Origin of the sequence: Streptomyces sp. NPDC052773 (assembly GCF_044547145.1) — a bacterium.
Classification (GTDB): Bacteria; Actinomycetota; Actinomycetes; order Streptomycetales; family Streptomycetaceae; genus Streptomyces.
Map to the genome: position 1 here is coordinate 234231 of NZ_JBITZX010000008.1, position 23640 is coordinate 257870.

At 72.2% G+C, this 23640-nt stretch carries 24 protein-coding genes; 9 read left to right on the top strand and 15 right to left on the bottom strand.

The window, feature by feature from the left end:
* Positions 1-4: 4 nt before the first annotated feature.
* The 3 genes from ACIG0D_RS20020 to ACIG0D_RS20030 all read right to left on the bottom strand — a co-directional run bounded on the left by ACIG0D_RS20020 (position 5) and on the right by ACIG0D_RS20030 (position 2402).
* Complete coding sequence (locus ACIG0D_RS20020) at positions 5-838, bottom strand: pectate lyase (RefSeq protein ID WP_399802458.1); 834 nt, start codon at positions 836-838, stop codon at positions 5-7.
* A 125-nt stretch (positions 839-963) separates the two neighbouring features.
* Positions 964-1839, bottom strand: a complete 876-nt coding sequence (locus ACIG0D_RS20025; protein ID WP_399802461.1) for a hypothetical protein — start codon at positions 1837-1839, stop codon at positions 964-966.
* Positions 1836-2402, bottom strand: a complete 567-nt coding sequence (locus ACIG0D_RS20030) for a SigE family RNA polymerase sigma factor (RefSeq protein ID WP_399802463.1) — start codon at positions 2400-2402, stop codon at positions 1836-1838. Before ACIG0D_RS20030 ends, ACIG0D_RS20025 begins: the two co-directional genes overlap by 4 nt.
* Before the next feature lie 218 nt (positions 2403-2620).
* On the opposite strand from ACIG0D_RS20030, the gene ACIG0D_RS20035 reads away from it, so the two are divergent.
* Complete coding sequence (locus tag ACIG0D_RS20035) at positions 2621-4021, top strand: NCS2 family permease (protein ID WP_399802466.1); 1401 nt, start codon at positions 2621-2623, stop codon at positions 4019-4021.
* A gap of 7 nt (positions 4022-4028) precedes the next feature.
* Here ACIG0D_RS20035 and ACIG0D_RS20040 read toward each other — a convergent pair whose 3' ends face one another.
* The 6 genes from ACIG0D_RS20040 to ACIG0D_RS20065 form a co-directional block, all read right to left on the bottom strand.
* Positions 4029-5480, bottom strand: a complete 1452-nt coding sequence (locus ACIG0D_RS20040) for a peptidoglycan D,D-transpeptidase FtsI family protein (protein WP_399802469.1) — start codon at positions 5478-5480, stop codon at positions 4029-4031.
* Between the two features lie 108 nt (positions 5481-5588).
* Positions 5589-6275, bottom strand: a complete 687-nt coding sequence (locus ACIG0D_RS20045; RefSeq protein ID WP_399802472.1) for a response regulator — start codon at positions 6273-6275, stop codon at positions 5589-5591.
* On the bottom strand, positions 6272-7522 hold the full coding sequence (locus ACIG0D_RS20050) for a sensor histidine kinase (protein WP_399802475.1): 1251 nt from the start codon (positions 7520-7522) through the stop codon (positions 6272-6274). Before ACIG0D_RS20050 ends, ACIG0D_RS20045 begins: the two co-directional genes overlap by 4 nt.
* Positions 7519-8529, bottom strand: coding sequence for a hypothetical protein (locus tag ACIG0D_RS20055; RefSeq protein WP_399802478.1), 1011 nt, complete (start codon positions 8527-8529; stop codon positions 7519-7521). The genes ACIG0D_RS20050 and ACIG0D_RS20055 overlap by 4 nt, the downstream gene beginning before the upstream one ends.
* Before the next feature lie 85 nt (positions 8530-8614).
* Positions 8615-9088 carry a GNAT family N-acetyltransferase gene (locus tag ACIG0D_RS20060; protein WP_399802481.1) on the bottom strand — a complete coding sequence of 158 codons (474 nt, stop codon included), beginning with the start codon at positions 9086-9088 and terminating at the stop codon, positions 8615-8617.
* Positions 9089-9090: 2 nt separating this feature from the next.
* Entirely contained in the window at positions 9091-9864 is a 774-nt protein-coding gene (locus ACIG0D_RS20065) for an IclR family transcriptional regulator (protein WP_365767883.1), read from the bottom strand.
* Between the two features lie 116 nt (positions 9865-9980).
* On the opposite strand from ACIG0D_RS20065, the gene ACIG0D_RS20070 reads away from it, so the two are divergent.
* From ACIG0D_RS20070 to ACIG0D_RS20080, 3 genes are all read left to right on the top strand, one after another.
* Positions 9981-11510 carry an aldehyde dehydrogenase (NADP(+)) gene (locus ACIG0D_RS20070; protein ID WP_399802484.1) on the top strand — a complete coding sequence of 510 codons (1530 nt, stop codon included), beginning with the start codon at positions 9981-9983 and terminating at the stop codon, positions 11508-11510.
* 191 nt (positions 11511-11701) lie between these two features.
* A complete protein-coding gene (locus tag ACIG0D_RS20075; RefSeq protein WP_399802487.1) occupies positions 11702-12418 on the top strand; it encodes a DsbA family oxidoreductase in 717 nt (238 codons plus the stop codon).
* A 104-nt stretch (positions 12419-12522) separates the two neighbouring features.
* Entirely contained in the window at positions 12523-13584 is a 1062-nt protein-coding gene (locus tag ACIG0D_RS20080) for an aminotransferase class V-fold PLP-dependent enzyme (protein WP_399802489.1), read from the top strand.
* A gap of 223 nt (positions 13585-13807) precedes the next feature.
* On the opposite strand, the gene thpD is transcribed toward ACIG0D_RS20080, so the two are convergent.
* From thpD to ACIG0D_RS20110, 6 genes are all read right to left on the bottom strand, one after another.
* Positions 13808-14710 carry an ectoine hydroxylase gene (thpD, locus tag ACIG0D_RS20085; protein WP_399802491.1) on the bottom strand — a complete coding sequence of 301 codons (903 nt, stop codon included), beginning with the start codon at positions 14708-14710 and terminating at the stop codon, positions 13808-13810.
* Positions 14711-14717: 7 nt separating this feature from the next.
* On the bottom strand, positions 14718-15122 hold the full coding sequence (locus tag ACIG0D_RS20090) for an ectoine synthase (RefSeq protein WP_399802493.1): 405 nt from the start codon (positions 15120-15122) through the stop codon (positions 14718-14720).
* Positions 15123-15245: 123 nt separating this feature from the next.
* Positions 15246-16517: a diaminobutyrate--2-oxoglutarate transaminase gene (ectB, locus tag ACIG0D_RS20095; protein WP_399802496.1), complete on the bottom strand. Its 1272-nt coding sequence runs from the start codon at positions 16515-16517 to the stop codon at positions 15246-15248.
* A 13-nt stretch (positions 16518-16530) separates the two neighbouring features.
* A complete protein-coding gene (gene ectA / locus ACIG0D_RS20100) occupies positions 16531-17073 on the bottom strand; it encodes a diaminobutyrate acetyltransferase (protein WP_365767480.1) in 543 nt (180 codons plus the stop codon).
* 273 nt (positions 17074-17346) lie between these two features.
* Positions 17347-17532, bottom strand: a complete 186-nt coding sequence (locus tag ACIG0D_RS20105; protein WP_399802746.1) for a DUF664 domain-containing protein — start codon at positions 17530-17532, stop codon at positions 17347-17349.
* 78 nt (positions 17533-17610) lie between these two features.
* Complete coding sequence (locus tag ACIG0D_RS20110) at positions 17611-18711, bottom strand: pyridoxal-phosphate-dependent aminotransferase family protein (RefSeq protein WP_399802749.1); 1101 nt, start codon at positions 18709-18711, stop codon at positions 17611-17613.
* Positions 18712-18925: 214 nt separating this feature from the next.
* On the opposite strand from ACIG0D_RS20110, the gene ACIG0D_RS20115 reads away from it, so the two are divergent.
* From ACIG0D_RS20115 to ACIG0D_RS20135, 5 genes are all read left to right on the top strand, one after another.
* Positions 18926-19789, top strand: a complete 864-nt coding sequence (locus ACIG0D_RS20115) for a transporter substrate-binding domain-containing protein (RefSeq protein WP_399802501.1) — start codon at positions 18926-18928, stop codon at positions 19787-19789.
* A complete protein-coding gene (locus ACIG0D_RS20120) occupies positions 19786-20628 on the top strand; it encodes an amino acid ABC transporter permease (protein WP_399802504.1) in 843 nt (280 codons plus the stop codon). The genes ACIG0D_RS20115 and ACIG0D_RS20120 overlap by 4 nt, the downstream gene beginning before the upstream one ends.
* Positions 20625-21416 (top strand): amino acid ABC transporter ATP-binding protein, encoded by a 792-nt coding sequence (locus tag ACIG0D_RS20125; RefSeq protein WP_399802507.1) that lies wholly within the window; start codon positions 20625-20627, stop codon positions 21414-21416. Before ACIG0D_RS20120 ends, ACIG0D_RS20125 begins: the two co-directional genes overlap by 4 nt.
* A 21-nt stretch (positions 21417-21437) precedes the next feature.
* Positions 21438-22529, top strand: a complete 1092-nt coding sequence (locus ACIG0D_RS20130) for an amidohydrolase family protein (RefSeq protein WP_399802509.1) — start codon at positions 21438-21440, stop codon at positions 22527-22529.
* A 138-nt stretch (positions 22530-22667) separates the two neighbouring features.
* Positions 22668-23558: an SCO1860 family LAETG-anchored protein gene (locus ACIG0D_RS20135; protein WP_399802512.1), complete on the top strand. Its 891-nt coding sequence runs from the start codon at positions 22668-22670 to the stop codon at positions 23556-23558.
* The last annotated feature ends 82 nt before the right edge of the window (positions 23559-23640 follow it).

The following is a 23640-nucleotide window of genomic DNA, read 5'->3' on the forward strand; positions in this document are numbered from 1 at the left end:
GGGCCTACTTGTAGATGAGGTCGGAGGCCGTGTAGAGGCAGTGCGTGCCGTCCGGGCCGGTGCCCAGCTCCTTGGGCTCCTTGCCCGTGTTGTTGCCCTGGAAGCGGGTGCACGGCTTGATCTTCTTGCCGCTGTCGCCGTGGATGCGCACGTTGCGCAGGGCGGCCGTCTCGCCGAAGTTGGCGTTGATGCCGACGATCGACTTGCCGGGCGCGGTGACGTCGACGTCGTTGATGATCACCTGGCGGTTCTTGTACTGCGTCGAGCAGTTGCCGCAGGTGCGCACCAGCTTGCCGAAGTCGGAGACCTGGAACTCGGTCACGACCAGCTTGCCCGCGCCGTTGAACTGGAAGACCTTGTCGTCGGCCTTGCGCGCGCCACCGCCGTGCACGGTGTAGACGGCCGAGGAGGACTTGCCCTTGAAGGTGGCGGCGTCCTCGCCGACGTCCTCCCACCAGACGTTCTGCAGGGTGCAGCTGCCCATGCAGTGGATGCCGTCGGCGGCCGGGGCGCCCAGGATGACGTTCTTCAGGACCGCGCCGTCGGCGAGCTTGAAGATCGGGTCCTGGCCCTCGTCCTGGCCGGTGCCGCCGAGTTCGCCGGCGCCGTGGAAGCGCTTGTAGCCGCCGTCGTAGGTGCCGGAGACGGGGATGGTGCTGCTGACGGGCTTGGTGCCCTGGGCGGTCGGCCAGGAGGAGGCCGCGCCCGCGGGGGACAGCATCGTCGTGGTGACGATCGCCGCCCCGGTGATGCCGAGAGCGGTGGCGCCGGCGATCGCCGCCCGTCGTGTGGTGACGCGGCGGCGGTGGCGGACGCGCTGTTCGGCTCGTGCTGTCATGCCATTCCTTGCGTGGTGGGGGATTCTTGCGTCTCCTGGTCGCCACCGGTGAGGAAAGGGTTGCCGCGTCTTCGGATTTTTTTCACGACGTCCGCGGGAGGCGGTCCGCAGGCGCCCGCGGCGGGCTACTCGTCCTCGTCCTCGTCGTCGCCCCGCGGCGCGAAGTCGCCCGCCACGGCCAGGTCTTCGGACCCGGCCCGGGCCGTCGCCGTGTAGCGGTCGTCCTTCGCGTCCCGGCCGCCGCGCTCATGGTCGTACTGCCCAGCGAACACCCACTCGCCCGCCGGGACCGTACGGCCCTCCTTCAGCCGCCAGGTGTAGACGAGGAAGCCGTCCCGCTCGCCGACCGTCAGCTCGAAGTCGTCCTCGGGCAGCGAGCGCCAGGCGCCCGTCGAGGACACCCCGCCGGTCTGCGCCACCCGCAACTCCACGGTCAGCGCGGTCAGTCGCTCCGAGGTCTTCACGGTGACGTTGCTCTGCGCCCAGAACTCGTTGCTGTGCGGGTCCACCGAGCCGTCCGACCACAGCGGACCGTCCTCGACCCCGGCACCGGCACCGGCGGGCGGCTGCGCGGGCGCCGACGACGACGGACCGGCCGGCGGTCGCGAGGAGGGCGGCGCGCCGGACTCCTCGCGCCGGGTGGGCGGGGCGCTCGGCGACGGGTCCGCCGGGAGGGCGGGCGGCGTGCCGGTCGCCTCCCGCGACGGCGTGGGCGTCGCGGTGGCCGCGACCGTGCCCTGCGGGGGAGCGCCGTCCGACTTCACCGCGGACGCCACCGCCAGCCCGCCGACGGCGAGCACGCCCGCGACCGCCGCCGTCGCCCCGGCCACCCGCAGCCAGCCGGACACCGGCGGCCGTACGGCCCGGTGACCGGCCGGACGGGCCTCCTCGGCCATGCCGCGCTCGATCCGGGCCAGCATCCGCGCCCGGTCCGGCTGATGCGCCTCGGCCGCCTCCCGCAGCCGGGCGCGCAGCTCCTCGTGCACGTCCCGCCGCATCATCGGTCCCTTCCCGCGGCCTGGCCGGTCCGCGCCATCACGGCGTGCACCTGCTGCGAGGCCTGCCGTGTGCCGAGCAGTCTCTGGAGCTCGGCCATTCCCTTCGAGGTCTGGCTCTTCACCGTACCCACCGACACACCGAGGGCGAGCGCCGTGTCCTTCTCCGACAGGTCGAAGGCGTACCGCAGCACCACACAGGCCCGCTTGCGGAACGGCAGCCGGCGCAGCGCCTCCTGGACGTCGACGACGCCCGCCACGTCCGGGTTCTCGGTCCGCTCCTCGCGCGGCGACCAGAACAGGGCGATGCGGCGCCGCTCGCGCACCGCGCTGCGGATCCGGGTGCGGGCCAGGTTGGCGACCACCCCGCGCGCGTACGCCACCGGATGGTCGGCCGCGCGTACCCGGTCCCAGCGGTGCCACAGCGCCAGCAGCGCGTCCGCCGCGAGGTCGTCGGCGGCGTCCGCCTCACCGGTCAACAGGTGGGCGAGGCGGCCGAGTTCGGCGTAGTGGCGCTCGAAGAAGGCATGGAACTCCACGGAGGCGGCGTCGTCGACGACTGTGCCCACGGGCGGTCTCTCCTCGCAGCGATTCCCCGGCGTCGAACAGCCGTACGCCGGGACGAGATCCGGAACTGTACCAGCGGGTCGTACGGGGTTTCGAATGACGTATGGCGGACCGAACTCGATTCCGTAACACGGAGAAAACCTGAAACCGGTTCGGCACGGGAACAATCCAGCCGGCATCCGCCACACCGTCACCACGCAGGCACCGAGGAGTCGTCCGCATGCTCGACAGGTACTTCCGGATCTCCGAACGGGGATCCACCATCGGCCGGGAGATACGCGGCGGATTCGCCACGTTCTTCACCATGGCCTACATCCTCGTCCTCAACCCGCTCATCCTGGGCAGCGCGAAGGACGCGAACGGCGAACAGCTCGACCCGGTCCAGCTCACCACCGCCACCGCCCTGGTCGCCGCCGTGATGACGGTCGTCATGGGCGTCGGCGGCAATCTGCCGCTCGCCCTCGCCGCCGGACTCGGCCTCAACGCCGTCGTCGCCTTCCAGATCGCCCCGCTGATGAGCTGGGACGACGCGATGGGCCTGGTCGTCCTCGAAGGCCTGCTGATCTGCGTGCTGGTGCTGACCGGGGTGCGCGAGGCCGTCATGCACGCCATCCCGCAACCGCTCAAGCAGGCCATCAGCGTCGGCATCGGCCTGTTCATCGCCTTCATCGGCTTCGTCGACGCCGGGTTCGTCAGCCGCATCCCCGACGCCGCGAACACCACCGTGCCGGTTCAGCTCGGCGGCTCCGGCACCCTCACCGGGTGGCCGATTCTCGTCTTCTGCCTCGGCGTGCTGCTGACCATCGCACTGCTCGCCCGCAAGGTGAAGGGCGCGATCCTCATCAGCATCGTGACCATGACGGTCGTCGCGATCGCCGTCAACGCCCTCGCCGACATCGAGAGCTGGGGCCTGACCACACCCGAGTGGCCCGGCCGGATCGTCGACGCCCCCGACTTCGGACTCGTCGGCGACTTCAGCCTGTTCGGCGCGTTCACCGCGCCCGAGGTCGGTGTCGTCACCGTCGTCCTGCTGGTCTTCACGCTGATCCTGTCCGACTTCTTCGACACCATGGGCACGGTCGTCGGCGTCAGCGCGGAGGCCGGACTGCTGGACGAGAACGGCAAGGTGCCCGGCCTCGGCCGCGTCCTGCTCATCGACGGCGCCGCGGCAGCCGCGGGCGGCGCGGCCTCCGCCTCCTCCGCCACCTCCTACATCGAGTCGGCGGCCGGCGTCGGCGAGGGCGCGCGCACCGGCTTCGCCAACCTCGTCACCGGTGGCCTGTTCGCCCTCGCCCTGTTCCTCACCCCGCTGCTCACCATCGTCCCGCTCCAGGCCGCGGCCCCCGCCCTGGTGGCCGTCGGGTTCCTGATGATGACGCAGGTCAAGCACATCGACTGGGACCGGTACGAGATCGCCATCCCCGCGTTCCTCACCATCGCCGTGATGCCGTTCACGTACTCCATCACCAACGGCATCGGCGCCGGCTTCCTCGCCTACGTCGTGATCAAGACGGTGCTCGGCAGGGCCAGGGAGGTCCACTGGCTGCTGTGGGGGACCTCGGCGCTGTTCCTGGTGTACTTCGCGATCGACCCGGTCGAGCAGCTGCTCGGCGTGAAGTGAGGCCCGCTCAGTCCCGCAGCGCCGCCTCCATCACGGCCTTGGCCACCGGCGCGGCCAGCCCGTTGCCGCTCACCTCGGAGCGGGCCGCGTCCGACTGCTCGACCACGACCGCCACCGCGACCTCCTTGTCCGAGCTGCCGGACTTGGCGTACGAGGTGAACCAGGCGTACGGCGTCTTGCTGTTGTTCTCGCCGTGCTGGGCCGTACCCGTCTTGCCGCCGACCGTCGCCCCGGGGATCCGGGCGTTGGAGCCGGTGCCCTCGTCGACGACCGTCCGCATCGCCGACTGGAGCTGCTCGGCCGTCTCGGGGCTGACGATCTGCTCGGTGGAGGCGTTGTCGTCGTAGTCCTCCAGCACATCGCCGCTGTGGTCGGTGATCTGCGAGACCATGTGCGGCTGCACCAGCTTGCCGCCGTTTGAAAGGGCCGCGGACACCATGGCGATCTGCAGCGGCGTCGCGGTCACGGAGAACTGGCCGATGCCGGACAGCGCCGTCTGCGGCTCGTCCATGCCCTTCGGGTACACGCTCTCGTACGCGCGCACCGGGACGTCCTGCTCGGAGTCGTTGAAGCCGAACTTCTCCGCCATCGCCCGCACCTTGTCCTGGCCGAGGTCGACGGCCATCTTGCCGAAGACGTTGTTGCAGGAGTACTGGAGCGCCACCCGGATCGAGGCGTTCTCGCAGGGCGCGTCCGGGTTCTCGTTGGTGAGGTCGTCGGAGGACAGCGGCAGGTCGTACGGGTCGGGGCTGTCCGTCCGCTCGTCCACCGACCCGTACAGCCCGTCATCCAGGGCCGCCGCCGCGACGACCAGCTTGAAGGTGGAGCCCGGCGGCAGCGGCTGGCGCAGCGCCCGGTTCGTCATGGGCTTGTCGGGGTCCTTGGTGAGCCCGGTCCAGGCCTCCGAGTCACCCGCGGTGATCTTCGTGGGGTCGTACGACGGGGTGGAGACGACCGCGAGGATCCGCCCGCTCCTCGGGTCGATGGCGACGGCGGCGCCCTTCTTGTCGCCCAGCGCCTCGTGCGCCGCCTTCTGGGTGTCCGGGTCGATCGTCGTGATCACGTCACCGGGTTCGGCGCGCTTGCCGGTGACCGTGTCCATCACGGTCTTCAGCCGGGTGTCCGTGCCGTCCAGGAGGTCCTGGTAGATGCCCTCGAGCTGGGTGGCGCCGTAGACCTGCGAGCTGTAGCCGGTCACCGCCGCGTACAGCGGGCCCTGCTTGTACGTCCGCTTGTATCTGAGGTCGCCGCTCTTCGTCCGCGCCGAACCGGTGACCGCCTCCCCGGCCACGACGATGTTGCCCAGCGGCTCGCTGTACAGCTCGATCGCGTTCCGCCGGTTGTGCTTGTCCTCCGCCAGCGCCTTGCCCTCGTAGAACTGCACCCACGTCGCCCTGACCAGCAGGGCGAGCACCAGAAGCAGAGTGAAGACCGACGCGCGCCTGATCGTCTTGTTCATTCCGCTCGGACAGACGAGCGGGACCGGCCGGAACGTTCCCTTCCGCCCGTTTTCTCATCCTCTCCTCAGAAAGACCCCGGGCTGACGACCCGGGCGCGGAAGACGGCGTCAGGCCTCGCCCCGCAGGAACCCCGCCTCGTACGCCGCGATCACGGCCTGCGTACGGTCCCGGGCCCCCGTCTTCGCCAGAACGGCCGCCACATGGGACTTCACCGTCGCCGGGCCGACCTCCATCCGCCGGGCGATCTCCGCGTTGGTGAGCCCGGTCGCCATGAGCCGCAGCACCTCGCTCTCGCGGGCCGTGAGCCTCGCCACCCACGGGGCGGGCTCGGGCCGCGCGTGCCGCACGGCCAGCGCCCGCACGGCCGACGGGAACAGCAGGGTGTCGCTGCGCGCGACCAGCCGCACCGCCTGCACCAGCGCGTCCGCGTCCGCCCGCTTCAGCAGGAACCCGGCGGCACCGGCGCGCAGCGCGTCGTACACATAGGAGTCGTTCTCGAACGTGGTCACGACCACGATCCGGGGCGGCGCCTCCATCGTGCCGAGGATCCGCTCGGTGGCGCGGATGCCGTCGGTCTCGGGCATCCGCACGTCCATCAGCACGACGTCGGGCCGCAGCTCCCGGACCACCGACACCGCCTCCGCGCCGGTCGCCGCCTCGCCGACGACCTCCAGGTCCGGTTCGGCGGAGAGGATCGCGCGCAGCGCGGTGCGCACCATGCGCTCGTCGTCGGCGAGGACGATCCGCACGGGGGCGGGCGTCCCGCCGGCCGTCCTGTGGGTGGTCTCGCTCATACGGGTCCCTTCATCGGCAGACGTACGCACAACCGCCACCGCCCGTCCGACGGGCCGGCCTCGGACGTGCCGCCCAGCAGCCGGGCCCGGTCGGCGATGCCGCGCAGGCCGTGCCCGCCGCCGGGGCGGCACGGCGCGGGGCCGGTCAGCGGGTTCTCGACGGTGATCTCCAGCCGGTCGCCGGTCCGCGCGATCCGCAGCGTCACCCGCGCGCCCGCGCCGCCGTGCCGCAGGGCGTTGCTCAGCCCCTCCTGCACGATGCGGTACGCCTCGCGCGACACCAGCGGCGGCAGCGCGGCCGGGTCGACGCCCAGCTCGCAGTCCACCCGCAGCCCGGCCGCCTGGGTACGGCGCAGCAGCCCGTCGAGATCGGCGTCGAGGGTGGGCGCGGGCGCCGTACCGGGGGCGTCGCCGTCCCGCAGCACGCCCAGTACGGCGTCCAGTTCGCCGACCGTGCGCCGGGTGGTGTCCTCGATCGCGGCCAGCGCCTCGCGGACGAACTCCGGGTCGCTGTCCAGCACCCGGCGGGCGGCGCTCGCCTGGAGGGTGACCGCGCTGAGCGCGTGACCGACGGAGTCGTGCAGCTCGCGCGCGAGCCGGTTGCGCACGGCGAGGTCGGCGGCGCGCCGCTCGGCCGCGGCCAGCCGGTCCTCGGGCGCCGGTCCGAGCAGCGCGGGCGCCCAGCGGGCGAGCAGCGCGCCGCACCCGGCCGCGCAGGCCGCCAGCGCCACCAGACACCCCACGCCCGCGAGCGGGGAAAGGGCCAACGCCCAGGTCTCACCGAGGGGTTCGGGCAGCTCCACCAGGTCCGCGCGGAACCGGGCGAGCGCGGGCAGCAGGATCAGGAACACCGCGAACGGCGGCACCGCCAGCGACATCCCGGAGACGATCCCGCCCAGCCCGAGATGCAGCGTGAACCAGGCCGCCGTACGGCCCTTCGCGGCGCGGCCACGGGCGGGCCCGTAGGCCAGCCGGTCCTCCTCCACCCCGCACAGCCAGCGCACCGCGCCCGACTCCAGGGGCCGGGTCAGCGGGAACAGGGCGGTGACGGCGGCCAGCGGCAACCCGACGGCGAACGAGGCCAGTTGCAGGGACAGGTCCTGGAAGACGTACCGCGAGTCGGTGGCGGGCCCGACGATCAGCTGTCCGACGAAGACGTACGGCATGGCGAGCGCGCCGCCGAGGATCAGATGGATCCAGCGCCGGCGCGCCCGCCGTCCGAACAGCGCCCGGATGAACGCGCTCACGCCGTACGCCGGCCCGCCGCGCGAGCCACGAGGAGGCGGACGGCCAGGCCCGCGACGAGGAAGCCGACGATCATGCCGCAAGCGTAGGTGAGGTTCATCAGCGGCGTGGGCCGTTCCGCGGCGCCCTCCGTGACGGCCAGCGAGGCCACCGCCTGCCAGCCCGCCCAGCAGGCCGCGGCGGCGGAGGCGGTCCAGGCGAGGGCCAGCGGCACCTTCACCGGCAGCGCCCGGCCGCGGCGGAAGGCGAGCATCAGACCGGCGGCGACGGCCACGGCGAGGAAGACCGCGGACTGGGCCTCCACGACGTGGAAGTCACTGGTCCGGTCGGCGATCCGGTCGGCGTTGAGCCCGGTGGTGGCGCCGCAGGCCCATGACAGGTGCGCGGTCAGCGGCGGCAGGGCGAGGACGGCCGCGGCGACGGCCACCGTCTTCTGGGCGGCGGTGCCGAGGAGCGCGCACGGCAGGTCCCACACCCGGCCCCGCCACAGCCGGCCCCAGCGGTCGCGGGCGTACAGCGCGAACAGCGTCCCGAGGGCGAGGCCCTGCACGATGAAACCGCCGTAGACCACGACGAACACCCAGGACTCCAGGAACGTCCGGCCGTCGTCGTCCGCGGTGCTGACGGTGCCCCCGAACGCGGTGACGAGGAGCTGCACCGGGAAGCCCGTCATGATCGGCGTGAGCAGCCCGGTCGCCACCCACATGGGGACCGTCAGCAGCCACCCGGGCAGCCGCAGGCCCCACGGCCGGGTCAGCACCAGCGCCAGCACGATCACGCACGCGTCCATCAGGACGGTGACGCCGTTCGCGACGGTCACGGCGGTGCGGTCTTCCAGCAGGACGCTGCCGTCCGGGATCCCGATGTGACTCCCGGCGAGCCAGGCGATCTTGAGGCTCAGATACGGCAGGCACGAGACGACGGCGACGGCGCGCAGGATCCTGCGCGGCCGGTCGAGGGCGGCGGGGGAGCCGGTGGTGCGAGCGGAGGCGGCGGCTGTCTGCGTCATGCCCTCACGCTCCCGCGCGGACCGCACCCCTCACGTCCTGCCCCACGACGATCCGTCTCCGCCGCGCGGGGGAGGGGCCGCGGGGTCACTCCTCCAGCCGGAGCACCACTTCCTCGATCTCCGCGCCCCGCGCGGGCGCGTACCCCCGGTCCCGGGCGGTCTCGTGGAAGCCGCAGCGGGCCAGCACCCGCAGCGATCCCGCGTTGTCGGCCGCCGCGCGGGCGTACAGCGGGCGTTCGGGGACCTCGGTGAGCAGGGCGCGCAGCGCGGCGGTGGCCACGCCGCGGCCCCAGTAGGCGCGGTCCACCCAGTAGGTGACCTCGCGTTCGCCGGGCACGCCGTAGACCGCCGCGCTGCCCACCACGTCACCGTCGAGCAGCACCGTGCGGGCGTGTACGTCCGCGGAGGCACGCAGCCGCCGCCAGTGGTCCTCGAAGGCGGACCAGTCGGCCGGGTCCGGCGGGGTGAACGCGGCCATCCGCAGGGATTCGGGGTCGTTGAGCTGCCGGTAGAAGACCGGCAGGTCGCTGTCGTGGACGGGGCGGAGCGCCACCTGCACGGTCAGAGCCTCCGGGTCGCCAGGGTCAGCCGGTCGCGCGCGTCGAACAACGCGTCCTTCACCATCTGTTCGTGCGCGGGTGTGAGCCGGGCCACCGGGATCGAGCAGCTGATCGCGTCGCGGGCCGGGGTGCGGTAGGGGATCGCCACGCCGAAGCAGCGCAGCCCCAGGGTGTTCTCCTCGCGGTCGACCGCGTACCCCTGCTCCCGCACCTGGTGCAGCTCCTCGATGAGCTTCTCCCGGTCGGTGATGGTGTGCTCGGTGAGCGCGGGCAGCGTCTCCGGGAGCATCTTGCGGACCTGCTCGTCGCTGTAGGTGCTCAGCAGGGCCTTGCCCAGGGAGGTCGAGTGGGCGGGCAGCCGCCGGCCGACCCGGGTGAACGGGCGCAGGTAGTGCTGGGACTGACGGGTCGCCAGATAGACCACGTTGGTGCCGTCGAGGCGGGCCAGGTGGATGGTCTCCGTGGTGTCGTCGGAGAGCCGGTCCAGGGTCGGCCGGGCGACCGCGACGACCTCGTCGCCGTCGATGTAGGAGGTGCCGACCAGCAGCGCCCGCACCCCGATGCCGTACCGGGTGCCGGTCGCGTCGGTCTCCACCCAGCCGAGGTCGACGAGGGTGCGCAGCAGCATGTACAGGCTGGACTTCGGGTACCCGACGGCCTCCTGGACCGACGCGAGGGAGTGCATACCGGGGCGGGCCGCGAAGTATTCCAGCAGCTCCACCGTCCGCACCGCCGACTTGACCTGCGCTCCGCCGCCCGTCTCGCCTGCCGACATCGCCCTTGACCCCTTCGTTGGACGGGAAATAGTCTCTCGATCGTTCATCATCAGAGACAGTGTTCAGTATATCGAACGCCCCTGCCGGGCGGGAGACATACTGGGAGGGACCCGTGGTGGCAGCAGCACCAGTCTGGAGTGTCGACCCCCGTACCGGGAAGCAGCGGGAACAGGTTGCGGTGGAGGCCACAGCCCAGGAGGTGGACGCCGCCGTCCGCGCAGCGCACGAGGCCCGCGGCGCCCTGACCGACCGCACGGTCCGCGCCGCCTTCCTGCGCACCGCCGCCGACCGCCTCGACGCCGCCAAGGGCCGGCTCGTCGAGACCGCCGACGCCGAGACCGCGCTCGGCCCCGTCCGCCTCACCGGCGAACTCGCCCGCACCTGCTACCAGCTGCGCGCGTTCGCGGACATCGTCGACGAGGGCGCCTACCTCGACGTCGTCATCAACCACCCCGACGACACCGCCACCCCGCCCATCCCGGACCTGCGCCGCTACAAGGTCCCCCTCGGTGCCGTCGCCGTCTACTCCGCCTCCAACTTCCCCTTCGCCTTCTCCGTCGCCGGCGGCGACACCGCGAGCGCGCTCGCCGCGGGCTGCCCGGTCGTCGTCAAGGCCCACCCCGACCACCCCGCGCTGTCCGAGCAGGTCGCCGGAGTGCTGCGGGAGGCCGCCGCCGAACACGGCATCCCCGCCGGGGTCGTCGGCCTGGTGCACGGCTTCGAGGCGGGCGTCGAGCTGATCAAGCACCCGCTGGTCGCCGCCGCCGGGTTCACCGGATCCGTACGGGGCGGCCGTGCCCTCTTCGACGCGGCCGCCGCGCGCCCCGTGCCCATCCCCTTCCACGGCGAGCTGGGCTCCCTCAACCCCGTCCTCGTCACCCAGGCCGCCGCGGCCGAGCGCGCCGAGGCGATCGGCACCGGGCTCGCCGGGTCGATGACGCTGGGCGTCGGCCAGTTCTGCGTGAAGCCGGGGCTGGTGCTGGCACCGGCCGGCGAGGCGGGCGACCAGCTGGTCAAGTCGCTCACCGAGGGCGTCGCCGCCGTCGACGCCGGGGTGCTGCTCGACCACCGGATGCGGGACAACTTCGTCGCGGGCGTCGCCGAGCGCGCGCAGCTGCCGGACGTGGAGGCGCCGGTGACGCCGGGCGAGGGCGGCGAGCACACCGTCAGCCCCGGCTTCCTGACCGTGCCGGCGAACCGGCTGGCCGCGGAGGGGGAGCACGATCTGCTGCTGGAGGAGTGCTTCGGGCCGGTGACCGTCGTCGCCCGCTACCGGGACGAGGACGAGGCGAAGGCCGTGCTGTCGCGGCTGCCGGGGAATCTCACGGCGACCGTGCACCTGTCCTCGGCGGAGGCCGCCGGGGAGGGGCGGGGGCCGGAGATCCTGGCCGAGCTGACGCCGCTGGCCGGGCGCGTGCTGGTGAACGGGTGGCCGACCGGGGTCGCCGTCGCGCCGGCGCAGCACCACGGGGGGCCGTACCCCGCCACGACGTCGACGTCCACGTCGGTGGGCGGGACCGCGATCGAGCGGTGGCTGCGGCCCGTCGTCTATCAGGGGGCGCCCGAGGCGTTGCTGCCGCCGGAGCTGCGGGACGAGAATCCGCTCGGGCTGCCCCGGCGGTTCAACGGGGTGCTGGAGCGGTAGCGCCGTGGGGGTGCGGTGCGCTGCGGGGTGCGGGGTGTCCGTTGGTCGCTCGCGCCCACGCGGCGGAGCCGCATATCGATACAGCCCCGCGCCCCCAGGTGGGGAATGGAACTCGCCGGTTGAATGTTCACGTATCTCGGACGGAGGGAGTCTCCGTCCCCTGGGATCTACTGAGCTGGAGAGCCGTGAGCATGCGCGTCGAGATCTGGAGCGACATCGCCTGTCCCTGGTGCTACGTGGGCAAGGCCCGCTTCGAGAAGGCGCTGGCGGACTTCCCGCACCGTGACGAGGTCGAGGTGGTGCACCGCTCCTTCGAGCTGGACCCGGGCCGCGCCAAGGGCGACACCGGCCCGGTCGTGCCGATGCTGGCGCGCAAGTACGGCATCTCGGAGGAGCAGGCGCAGGCCGCCGAGGACAACCTGGGCGCGCAGGCCGCCGCCGAGGGCCTGGCCTACCGCACCCGCGGCCGGGACCACGGCAACACCTTCGACATGCACCGGCTGCTCCACCACGCCAAGCAGTACGGCCGCCAGGGCGAGCTGATCCAGCGGCTGTACGAGGCGAACTTCGCCGAGGAGCGGTCCGTCTTCGACGGCATCGAGCGGCTCGTCGAGATCGCCGCCGAGGCCGGGCTCGACGCCGCCGAGGCCCGTACCGTGCTCGCCGACCCCGACGCCTACGCCGCCGAGGTCCGCGCCGACGAGCAGCAGGCCGCCGAGCTGGGCGCCACCGGGGTGCCGTTCTTCGTGCTCGACCGGAAGTACGGCATCTCCGGCGCGCAGCCCGCCGAGGTCTTCGCCCAGGCGCTCCGGCAGGCCTGGGGCGAGCGGTCGCCGCTCACCCTGCTGGACCAGGGGGACGCCGACGCGTGCGGCCCCGACGGATGCGCGGTGCCCCAGCCGTCGTAGCCGGTACGAATCCGCAGGTCGGGGCGGACTCATAAGCAACTCTTAGAGAATCCGCGTAAAAATACGCAATGGACGAGGGAAGGCCGGGGGCCCAGAGTGGACCCATGGAGACCACCAGCGCCCTCGACGCCCTCGTCCGTGCCGAGTTCAGCCCCGTGTCCACCTTCCTGAACACCGCGAGCAACGGCCTGCTGCCCGCCCGCGCGGTCACCGCCCTCCGGGAGGCGGCGCTGCTGCGGGCCGAGGGCCGGCCGCTGACCCCGCTGTACGAGGACGTCGAGGCGTGCCGGGCCGCCTACGCCCGGCTGGCCGGCGTCCCGGTGACCCGGGTCGCGCTGGGCGCGTCGGTCGCCGCGCACACCGGGCTGATCGCCGCCTCCCTGCCCGCGGGCGCCGAAGTCCTCACCGCGGAGGGCGATTTCACCTCCGTGCTGAACGCCTTCCACGTCCGCGGCGACCTCAAGGTCCGCACGGTCCCGCTGGAACGGATCGCCGAGTCCGTCCGCCCCGGCACCGCGCTCGTCGCGGTCAGCGCCGTCCAGTCGGCCGACGGACGGATCGCCGACCTCACCGCCCTGCGGGAGGCCGCCCGCGCCCACGGGGCGCGCACCTACGTCGACCACTCCCAGGCCGCCGGCTGGCTGCCGATGGACGCCGCCGCCGACGACTTCAGCGCCGCCGTCTCCTTCAAGTGGCTGCTCGGCCCGCACGGCGCCGCCTTCCTCGTCGTCCCCGAGGACTTCGGCGGGCTCACCCCGCTGCTGGCCGGCTGGGTCGCCGGGGAGCGGCCGTGGGACAGCACCTACGGGCCGGTGACCGAGTACGCCCACAGCGCCCGGCGGTTCGACCTGAGCCACGCCCTGTTCACCTTCGCCGGGCTGCGCCGCTCGCTCGACCTGATCGAGGAGGTCGGCGTGGCCGCCGTGCACGCCCACGACGTGGCGCTCGCCGACCGGTTCAGGGCCGGGCTCGCCACGCTCGGCCACGAGCCGGTGCCCGCCCCCGGGTCGGCGATCGTCTCCGTGCCCGGTCTCGGCTCCCGCCAGCCGGAACTGAGCGAGGCCGGCATCGAGGTGTCCGACCGCGCGGGCAACCTGCGCGCCGCGTTCCACCTGCACAACACGGCCGCGGACGTGGACCGTCTGCTGGACGCGCTGGCCGGCTGACCGGACGGCCGGACAGGGGAGCGGGGGGGGGGGGGGGGGGGGGCCCCCCCCCCCCCCCCGCGCCCGCCGCCCCCCCCCCCCCCCCCCCCCCCCCCCGGCGCGGCGGGGGGGCGGCGGGGGGGCGGGGGGGGGGCCGGCCGGCCGGGCGGGCGCGGGGGGGGGGGGGGGGCCCCCCCCCCCCCCCCCCCCCGCTCCCCTGTGCCACCTCAGCGCACCCGCGCGGTCACCGCACCGGCGTGAAGTCCCGCGCCCCGATGAACTCGGGCCGCCGCACCGGCGCCGCGAACGGCTCGACCGCCGCGTTCTCCACACTGTTGAACACGATGAAGACGTTGCTGCGCGGGAACGGCGTGATGTTGTCGCCGGAGCCGTGCATGGCGTTGCAGTCGAACCAGGTCGCCGAACCGGCCTTGCCGGTGAACAGCCGGATGCCGTACTCGGAGGCCAGCTTGGTCAGCGCCTCGTCGGACGGGGTGCCCGCGTCCTGCATCTGGAGCGACTTCTTGTAGTTGTCCTTCGGCGTGGCGCCCGCGCAGCCCAGGAAGGTCTTGTGCGAGCCGGGCATGATCATCAGCCCGCCGTTGGTGTCGTAGTTCTCGGTCAGCGCGATCGAGACGGACACCGTCCGCATGTTCGGCAGACCGTCCTCGGCGTGCCAGGTCTCGAAGTCGGAGTGCCAGTAGAAGCCGCTCGCGCCGAAACCGGGCTTGACGTTGATCCGCGACTGGTGGACGTACACGTCGGAGCCGAGGATCTGCCGGGCGCGGCCGACCACCCGCTCGTCGCGCACCAGGTTCGCGAACACCTCGCTGATCCGGTGCACTTCGAAGACGGAGCGGATCTCGTTGGACTTCGGCTCGACGATCGAGCGCTCGTCGGCGCGGATCTGCGGGTCGGTGACCAGCCGCTCCAGCTCCTGCCGGTAGACGGTGACCTCGTCCTCGGTGATCAGCTGGTCGATGGCGAGGAAGCCGTCGCGCTCGAACGCCTGGAGGTCGGCCGGACCGAACGGACCGGGCGCGTCGGGCGCGCCCCAGACGACCGGGTCCTGGCGCGGGATCAGTACCTCGCTGGTGCCTCGGGTCGGGTAGAGATCGGTGACGGTTGTGTGCGTGGTGGTGGTCATGGGGTTCTCACACCTCCTCGGGTTCGGTGAGCAGCGGGTAGACGCCGTTCTCGTCGTGGTCCTCCCGGCCGGTCACCGGCGGGTTGAACACGCAGATGCAGCGGAAGTCCTCCTTGACGCGCAGCGTGTGCCGCTCGTGCCCGTCGAGGAGGTACATGGTCCCGGGCGTGATGGTGTACGTCCGCCCGGTCTCGTGGTCGGTCAGCTCGGCCTCGCCCTCGACACAGACCACGGCCTCGATGTGGTTGGCGTACCACATCGACGTCTCCGTGCCCGCGTAGAGGATCGTCTCGTGCAGCGAGAAGCCGACCCTCTCCCGGGCGAGGACGATGCGTTTGCTCTCCCACGTCCCGGACGCGGCCTTCACATGCCGGTCGGTGCCTTCGATGTCCTTGAACGAACGGACGATCACGGTGGAGCGATGCCTCCTAGATAGCGGTCGGGCGGTCGGGCGGTCGGGCGGTCGGGCGGTCGGGGCGGCCGGGGGCCGGACGATCAGGCCGTCGGGCGCTCCGGCCGTCGGGCGGTCGGGCCGTCAGGCGGTTTCGCGGATGGCGCGGGCGAGCGTGGTCAGGCCCTCGTCCAACTCGTCGGGGGTGATGGTGAGGGCGGGCAGCAGCTTGACGACCTCGCTCTCCGGGCCGGAGGTCTCGATCAGCAGCCCCAGCTCGAAGGCGCGGCGCGCGACCCGCTCGGCCCGGCCCTTGTCGTGGAACTCCAGGCCCCACACCAGGCCGCGGCCCCGGTACTCCTTGACGTCGGCCAGGTTCTCCTCGGTGACGGCGATCAGCGCCTGCTCGACCTGCTCGCCGCGCGTCCGGGTCTGCTTCTCCATGGCGGAGCCGTCGGTCCAGTACATCTCCAGCGCGGCGCTGGCCGTGACGAACGCCGGGTTGTTGCCGCGGAAGGTGCCGTTGTGCTCGCCCGGCTCCCACACGTCCAGCTCCGGCTTGAACAGGCACAGCGACATCGGCAGGCCGTAGCCGCTGATGGACTTGGAGACGGTGACGATGTCCGGGGTGATGCCCGCCTCCTCGAAGGAGAAGAAGGCGCCGGTACGGCCGCAGCCCATCTGGATGTCGTCGACGATCAGCAGCATGTCCTGGCGCGCGCACAGATCGGCGAGCGCCCGCAGCCACTCCGCGCGGGCCACGTTGACGCCGCCCTCGCCCTGCACGGTCTCCACGATCACGGCGGCAGGCTTGTTCAGCCCGGAGCCCTGGTCCTCCAGCAGCCGCTCGAACCACAGGAAGTCCGGCACCGTGCCGTCGAAGTAGTTGTCGAACGGCATCGGCGTGCCGTGCACCAGCGGGATTCCGGCGCCGGCCCGCTTGAAGGCGTTGCCGGTGACGGCGAGCGAGCCGAGCGACATCCCGTGGAAGGCGTTGGTGAACGACACGATCGCCTCGCGCCCCTTCACCTTCCGCGCCAGCTTCAGCGCGGCCTCCACGGCGTTGGTGCCCGTCGGGCCCGGGAACATGACCTTGTACGGCAGGTCGCGCGGGCGCAGCACCAGGTCCTGGAAGGTCTGCAGGAAGCGGCGCTTGGCCGTCGTCGACATGTCGAGACCGTGGGTGACGCCGTCCCGCTCCAGATAGTCGAGCAGGGCCCGTTTCAGCACGGGGTTGTTGTGGCCGTAGTTCAGCGAACCGGCCCCGGCGAAGAAGTCGAGGTACTCGTGGCCGTCCTCGTCGTACATACGGCTGCCGTGCGCCCGGTCGAAGACGGTGGGCCAGCCGCGGCAGTAGCTGCGCACCTCGGACTCCACGGTCTCGAAGACGCTCAGGTCGGGCTGGGTGATGGTCACGACGAATCGCTCCTCAGTGCGAGAGGTGGGGGGTCAACGGGCCGATGCGGTACAGGACTTCGGGGTCGTGCGGGCCGTCCGGGAACAGCGGGGTGTCGAACAGGACCTCCCGCTCGACGCGGGCGCCGTGCCGGGCGGCGAACGAGGCGAACAGCCGCTCCGACGCGGTGTTGCCCGGGGTGATCGTCGTCTCCACGCAGATCACCTCGAGCTCGGCCGCCACCCGGGCGGCCAGCCCGTCCAGCAGCCGGGCCGCGATGCCGCGACCGCGGTGGGCGGCGTCGACGGCCACCTGCCACACGAGCAGGGTCCGCGGACGGTCGGGCCGCAGGTACCCGGTGACGAACCCGACGGCCTCCCCGTCGCCGTCGCGCGCCACCGCGGAGGTCGCGGCGAAGTCCCGGCACCACAGCAGATAGCTGTAGGAGGAGTTCAGGTCGAGCGTTCCGGATTCCTTGGCGAGCCGCCAGAAAGCGGCCCCGTCCGCCACCGACGGGCGGTCGATGTACAGGTCTGCTGATGCGTCTGCTGGTGTGTCTGCGGGTGCGGCAGTCATGCGGATTGAATTTAGCGAGCGGAATTCGAAATTGCATGGCCGCTGGGGGTTGGGTGGGAAGGCGTCCTGTGTTATCACGCGGGCGCGTGCGAGGTGGCTTGTGGGGATTTGCCCGGAATATCCAGCACAAAACGGACGCGATGTGTAACGCGTCACAGCCATGTAACCCCTGTGAGATCCGCCCGAATTACGCCGATTGGCGTTTGCAGAATCTTCGCGTTTAGCGTTGGGGAAACGGGGCAGAAGAATACGGGAAGCTGCCGTGGAATCTCTTTATATAAGAGTTCCGAATTCAGGTTCCGGTAACCCCGTCAATACGTTCCCGAAGGATGTCGCATGGCCGTTGTGCCGCGCGTACTCCTCAATGAGATGAATGAGCACCCAGCGCAGACCGATTTCGAGCCCCCGCATCGGGCCCCCGTCGATCCGCCCGGCGTCGTCCAGTCCCCGGCACTTCAGTGGTTCGGCGGCACGCGCCCGCGCCGCCGGGGCGCGGGCGACAGTGCGCGGTCCTGCCGCCCCCGCTCTCGGCGGTCGTCAGTTCCAGGCGGCCTCGGCGGCGCGCCGTGCCGCCTCCAGGTCCACCGTCGCTCCCTGCTCGGCCAGCGCGGCGCCCAGGGCGGCGAGGCTTGCCTGGACGGCCCCCGGGGTGGCGTCGGGGCCGTAGTGGTTGACGCGGATCATCTCCTTGGCCAGGGAGCCGCCGCCCGCGGCGAGCGGCAGTGCCGGGTCGCTCGCCAGGGCGCGGGCGACCAGTTCCGAGGCGGTCACCCCCGCCGGGGCGCGCAGCGTCGTCGCCACCGGAGCCGCCTCCGCCGCGTCGTGGACATACGGCTCCAGGCCCCCGCCGAGTGCCACCGCGCCCGCGCGGGTCGCCGCCGCGGCGGAGCGGTGGCGACCCATCACCGTCTCCAGGCCCTCCGCCTCGATCCGCTCGACACACGCCTCCAGCGCCAGCATCTCCAGCTGCGCCGGCGCGTGCAGCAGCGCCTTGCGACCGCCGTCGACCCAGCGCTCCTTCCAGTCCAGGAGGGAGAGATACGAGCGGCGCGGCGCCGCGGGGTTCGCGGCCATCCGCGCCCATGCCCGCTCGCTCACCGACACCGCGGACACGCCCGCCGGGCCGCCCATCGCCTTCTGCGCGCCGATCACACACAGGTCGACGCCCCAGGCGTCCGGCAGCACCGGCTCCGCGCCGACGGAGGCGACCGCGTCCAGGTAGAACAGCGCGCCGTGCTCGCGGACCACCTCGCCGATCCCCGCGACCGGGTTGGTGTTGCCGGTGGCCGCCTCGGCGTGCACCAGGGACACGAAGTCGATCTCCGGGTGCTCGGCGAACGCCTCCCGGATCTGCTCGGCGGTCACCGCCGTGTGGAACGGCACGGCGAGGTCGTACACCGTCGCACCGCAGTCCCGCAGCCAGCCCCCGAAGGTCTGCCCGTACGGCCCCGTGATCACGTTCAGCGCGACCGTGCCCGGCCCGGCGGTGGCCCGGATCGCCCCCTCCAACGGCAGCAGCGCCTCGCCCTGCATGATCACGACGTCCTGCCGGGTGTCCAGCAGCCGGGCGACCCGGTCCTCGATCGCGGCGAAGCGCGCGGCGGTCAGCGGGGGCAGGTCGAGGAGGGGGTGGGTCACTGCGGTGCTCTCTTCGCTCACGGGGCGGACGAGGTCGAGGGTAGCGGCCCGGGGTCCACCGTCCGGTGGGCCCCCGTCCACCGCCCGGCAGCCTCCACTGCCCCCTCGGCGGCGCGACTTCTTAGGCCGAACCGCCCCACAGGCATCACTTCTATTTGAGTGACCCAAACATTTCCTTATAATCGGAACTCACTGTTCCCTTAGGAGGTCCCCCGTGAACACCGTCCTCGGGCGCCGGGCCCGTGTCCTGGTCGCCGCCACCGCGACGGCCGGGCTGGTCCTCGTAGCCGGCTGCACCTCCAGCGACGACGGCGACGGCGGCGAGAAGACCGCCGCCGGTGGTGTCGAGCTGGTCAAGGCCGGACAGCTCACCACCTGCACCCACCTGCCGTACCCGCCGTTCCAGTCGGAGATCGACGGCAAGGTGCAGGGCTTCGACGTCGCGCTGATCGACCTGGTCGCCGAGGACCTGGGCGTGAAGCAGCAGATCCTCGACCAGCCCTTCGAGAACTTCAAGACGGGTGGCTCCCTCAACGCCGGCCAGTGCGACCTCGCCGCCGCCGGCATGACCATCACCGAGGAGCGCAAGAAGAACGTCGACTTCTCGGACCCGTACTTCGACGCCACCCAGGCCGTCCTCGCCGACAAGAAGAGCGGCATCTCCTCCTTCGCCGACCTCAAGGGCAAGAAGGTCGGCGCCCAGGCGCAGACCACCGGCGAGGACTACGCCAAGAGCAAGGGCCTCGACCCGGTCTCCTTCGAGTCCTCCGACGCCGTCCTCAACGGCCTGCGCACCGGCCAGGTCCAGGCGGTCGTCATCGACTACCCGGTGGTCCAGGGCTGGCTGAAGGACAAGGCCAACGCCGACGCCTTCGAGGTCGCGGAGCAGATCAACACCGGCGAGCAGTACGGCTTCACGGTGAAGAAGGGCAACGACAAGCTGCGCGAGGCCATCAACAAGGCCATCGCCGACGCCAAGGCCGACGGCACGTACAAGAAGCTGTACGAGCAGTGGATCGGCCCGTACGTCGCTCCCGCGACGGAAGGTGCGACCGCGGCCTCCCCGTCCGCCTCATGACGAGCCCGGACACCCCGGACACCGCTCTCCAGCCGAAGAGGAAGGGCCTGACCCGGCGCCAGAGGCGCAGCCTCTCGCGCGGCGCGCAGTACGTCGTCTTCGTCGCGGCCGTGATCGCCTTCGCGGTCACGGCCGACTGGGACCGGCTGGCCAACCAGTTCGCGCAGGCCGACATCGCGGAGCAGATGTTCCCCGAGGTCATCACGCTGGCGCTGAAGAACACCGTGCTGTACACCCTGTCCGGCTTCGCCGTCGGCCTGGTGCTCGGCATGGTCATCGCGCTGATGCGGCTGTCGTCCGTCGGCCCGTACCGGTGGCTCGCCGGCGTCTACATCGAGATCTTCCGCGGCCTGCCCGCCCTGCTGATCTTCATCTTCATCGGGGTGGCCGTCCCGCTGGCCTTCCCCGGCACGGAGATCGTCGGCGGCACCTACGGCAAGGTGGCCCTCGCGCTCGGCCTGGTCGCCGCCGCCTACATGGCGGAGACCTTCCGCGCGGGCATCCAGGCCATCCCGAAGGGCCAGATGGAAGCCGCCCGCTCGCTGGGCTTCTCCCACGCCCGGGCCATGATCTCGATCATCCTCCCGCAGTCCTTCCGGGTCATCCTGCCGCCGCTCACCAACGAACTCGTCCTGCTCTTCAAGGACTCCTCGCTGGTGCTGTTCCTCGGTGTCACCCTGGAGGAGCGGGAACTGTCCAAGTTCGGCCGCGACCTGGCCAGCCAGACCGCCAACTCCACGCCGATCCTCGTCGCCGGCCTGTGCTACCTGCTGGTCACGATCCCGCTCGGCTTCGTCGTACGCCGTATGGAGGCGAAGGCCCAGGAGGCCGTGAAATGAGCCGCCCCGAGATCGAGATCCGCGATCTGCACAAGTCCTTCGGCGACAACCGGGTGCTGCGCGGCATCGACCTGGAGATCGGCCAGGGCGAGGTCGTCTGCGTCATCGGCCCCTCCGGCTCCGGCAAGTCCACGCTGCTGCGGTGCGTGAACCTGCTGGAGGAGCCCACCAAGGGCCAGGTGTTCGTCGGCGGCACGGAGGTCACCGACCCGGACGTCGACATCGACGCCGTACGCCGCCGCATCGGCATGGTCTTCCAGCAGTTCAACCTGTTCCCGCACCTCACGGTGACCGAGAACCTGACGCTGCCGCAGCGCCGGGTGCTCAAGCGGGACAAGGCGCAGGCCGCCCGCGTCGCCGCCGAGAACCTGGCCCGCGTCGGCCTCGCGGAGAAGGCGGACGCCTACCCGTCCTCCCTCTCCGGCGGCCAGCAGCAGCGCGTCGCCATCGCCCGCGCCCTCGCCATGGGCCCCGAGGTGATGCTGTTCGACGAGCCGACCTCCGCGCTCGACCCGGAGCTGGTCGGCGACGTCCTCGCGGTGATGCGGATGCTCGCCCAGGAGGGCATGACCATGATGGTCGTCACCCACGAGATGACCTTCGCCCGCGAGGTCGCCGACCGGGTCGTCTTCATGGACGGCGGCGTGATCGTCGAGGACGGCGACCCCGAACAGGTCATCACCCGCCCCGCCCACGAACGCACCCGCCACTTCCTCTCCCGCCTGCTCGACCCGGCGATGGCGGACGTCGAGGAGGAGATCTCGGACCAGGTGGGGAAGTCCGACTAGACACCCCCTAGGGTGCGGTGCATGAGCGATGGAGCGGTGCTGCACGTGAAGGGGCGGGTGCTCGTCTCACCCGACGACATCCGCGACGAACTCTGGGTCGTCGGCGGGCGGATCTCCTACGACCGTCCCGCCGGCGCCCGCGAGGTGCGCACGGTGACCGGCTGGGCGCTGCCCGGCCTGGTCGACGCCCACTGCCATGTGGGCCTCGACGCGCACGGCGCGGTCCCGGCGGACGTCGCCGAGAAACAGGCGCTGACCGACCGCGACGCGGGCACCCTGCTGATCCGCGACGCGGGCTCGCCCGCCGACACCCGCTGGGTCGACGACCGCGACGACCTCCCGAAGATCATCCGCGCCGGGCGGCACATCGCCCGCACCCGCCGCTACATCCGCAACTACGCCTGGGAGATCGAACCGGACGACCTCGTCGCCTACGTCGCCCAGGAGGCCCGGCGCGGCGACGGCTGGGTCAAGCTGGTCGGCGACTGGATCGACCGCGACCTCGGCGACCTGTCGGCGTGCTGGCCCCGCGAGGCGGCCGAGGCGGCGATCGCCGAGGCCCACCGCCTGGGCGCGCGGGTGACGGCGCACTGCTTCGCGGAGGACTCGCTGCGCGACCTGGTCGAGGCGGGCATCGACTGCATCGAACACGCCACGGGCCTCACCGAGGACCTGATCCCGCTCTTCGCCGAGCGGGGCGTCGCGATCGTCCCCACCCTCGTCAACATCGCCACCTTCCCCAAGCTCGCCGAGGGCGGCGAGGCCAGGTTCCCGCGCTGGGCCGACCACATGCGCCGCCTGCACGCCCGCCGCTACGACACCGTCCGCTCCGCCCACGACGCCGGCATCCCCGTCTTCGTCGGCACCGACGCCGGCGGCTCCCTCGCCCACGGCCTCGCGGGCGCCGAGATCGCGGAACTGGTCACGGCCGGCATCCCGGCCGTGGAGGCGATCTCCGCCGGCACCTGGGCGGCCCGCGCCTGGCTCGGCCGCCCCGGCCTGGTCGAGGGCGCCCCCGCCGACCTGGTGGTCTACGAGGAGGACCCGCGCGCGGACGTACGGGTGCTGACGGCGCCGCGACGCGTGGTGCTCAACGGCCGCATCGTCGGCTGAGACCCCTCGGGATTCGAAAGGGCATACGCCGAACCCCCGTTGGGGTGAACTCCCGTCGGATCGCTGACGGCCGGGGCGCGGTACGACATTCTTTCCGCGTCCCGAGCACGTCTCTTCAGGTCCTCAGGGAGTCCCACCTTGAACGGCACCCCCCGCTTCCGCATGCCCGCACGCAGACTCGTCACCGTGGCGACCGCCACCGCCCTGGCCGCCGCCGGACCCGCGGCCCTCGCCCACGCGACCCCCGCCCCCGGCGGCGAGGGCCAGGCCACCGCGGTGGTGCTGCGCACCGGCCTCGACGTCTCGTTGCTGAACAAGACCGTGAACGTCCCCCTCGCGGTCTCCCTCAATGACGTCCGGGCGCCGCAGAGCGCGGAGAAGACCGCGCTGACCGTACGCCTGGACGGCGTGGACGGCGGCAAGCCGTTCAGCGTGCTCAGCGCGGAGGCGGCCCAGGCCAAGGCGACCGTGACGGACGGCAAGGCACAGGGCAGCACCCGCCTCGCCCACGCGAAGGTGCACGTGCCGGGCCTGCCCCTGCTGTCCCTCATCGAGGTCGAACAGGTCACCGCCACGGCGACATGTGAGACGGGACGGACTCCCGTGGCCGAGTCCAACCTGCCGGGCGCCGTCACGGTCCTCGGCAAGCGCGTCACCCTCACCGCCGGCGGCACCACGAACGTCCAGGTCCCGGGCGTGGGCGAGGTCCGCCTCGACCTCTCGCACCGCGAGACCACCTCCCGCACGGCCGCCGCCACCGCCCTCGAACTCTCGGTCTCGGTCAACCCGCTGAAACTCAACGTGGCGGAGGTCCAGGGCACGGTCACCCTCGCCAAGGCAACCTGCGAGACCCCGCGGACCACCACCACCCCGAGCCCCGCCCCGGACGTCAAACCCCAGGGCGGCCCCGCCCAGGCGGACCTCGCCGAGACCGGCGGCAACTCGACGACGCCGTACCTGGCGGCAGGGGCGGTAGCGCTGCTGGCGGCGGGAGCGGCGGTGGCGGCAAGGGCCCGCCGCCGAGGCTGAGGGTGCGTGCCATCAGCCAGTCCGGCGCTTGAGGACGAGGCCGTTCAGGCCGAGGGGGGTGGGGGGGGGGGGGGGGGGGGGG

Bases quoted from the DNA above. Each gene is read 5' to 3' on its own strand.
- ACIG0D_RS20025 (WP_399802461.1), bottom strand. From the start codon at position 1,839: ATGATGCGGCGGGACGTGCACGAGGAGCTGCGCGCCCGGCTGCGGGAG.
- ACIG0D_RS20045 (WP_399802472.1), bottom strand. From the start codon at position 6,275: ATGAGCGAGACCACCCACAGGACGGCCGGCGGGACGCCCGCCCCCGTG.
- ACIG0D_RS20130 (WP_399802509.1), top strand. From the start codon at position 21,438: ATGAGCGATGGAGCGGTGCTGCACGTGAAGGGGCGGGTGCTCGTCTCA.
- ACIG0D_RS20120 (WP_399802504.1), top strand. From the start codon at position 19,786: ATGACGAGCCCGGACACCCCGGACACCGCTCTCCAGCCGAAGAGGAAG.
- ACIG0D_RS20020 (WP_399802458.1), bottom strand. From the start codon at position 838: ATGACAGCACGAGCCGAACAGCGCGTCCGCCACCGCCGCCGCGTCACC.
- thpD (WP_399802491.1), bottom strand. From the start codon at position 14,710: ATGACCACCACCACGCACACAACCGTCACCGATCTCTACCCGACCCGA.
- ACIG0D_RS20075 (WP_399802487.1), top strand. From the start codon at position 11,702: ATGCGCGTCGAGATCTGGAGCGACATCGCCTGTCCCTGGTGCTACGTG.
- ectA (WP_365767480.1), bottom strand. From the start codon at position 17,073: ATGACTGCCGCACCCGCAGACACACCAGCAGACGCATCAGCAGACCTG.
- ACIG0D_RS20035 (WP_399802466.1), top strand. From the start codon at position 2,621: ATGCTCGACAGGTACTTCCGGATCTCCGAACGGGGATCCACCATCGGC.
- ACIG0D_RS20055 (WP_399802478.1), bottom strand. From the start codon at position 8,529: ATGACGCAGACAGCCGCCGCCTCCGCTCGCACCACCGGCTCCCCCGCC.
- ACIG0D_RS20040 (WP_399802469.1), bottom strand. From the start codon at position 5,480: ATGAACAAGACGATCAGGCGCGCGTCGGTCTTCACTCTGCTTCTGGTG.
- ACIG0D_RS20125 (WP_399802507.1), top strand. From the start codon at position 20,625: ATGAGCCGCCCCGAGATCGAGATCCGCGATCTGCACAAGTCCTTCGGC.
- ACIG0D_RS20065 (WP_365767883.1), bottom strand. From the start codon at position 9,864: ATGTCGGCAGGCGAGACGGGCGGCGGAGCGCAGGTCAAGTCGGCGGTG.
- ACIG0D_RS20080 (WP_399802489.1), top strand. From the start codon at position 12,523: ATGGAGACCACCAGCGCCCTCGACGCCCTCGTCCGTGCCGAGTTCAGC.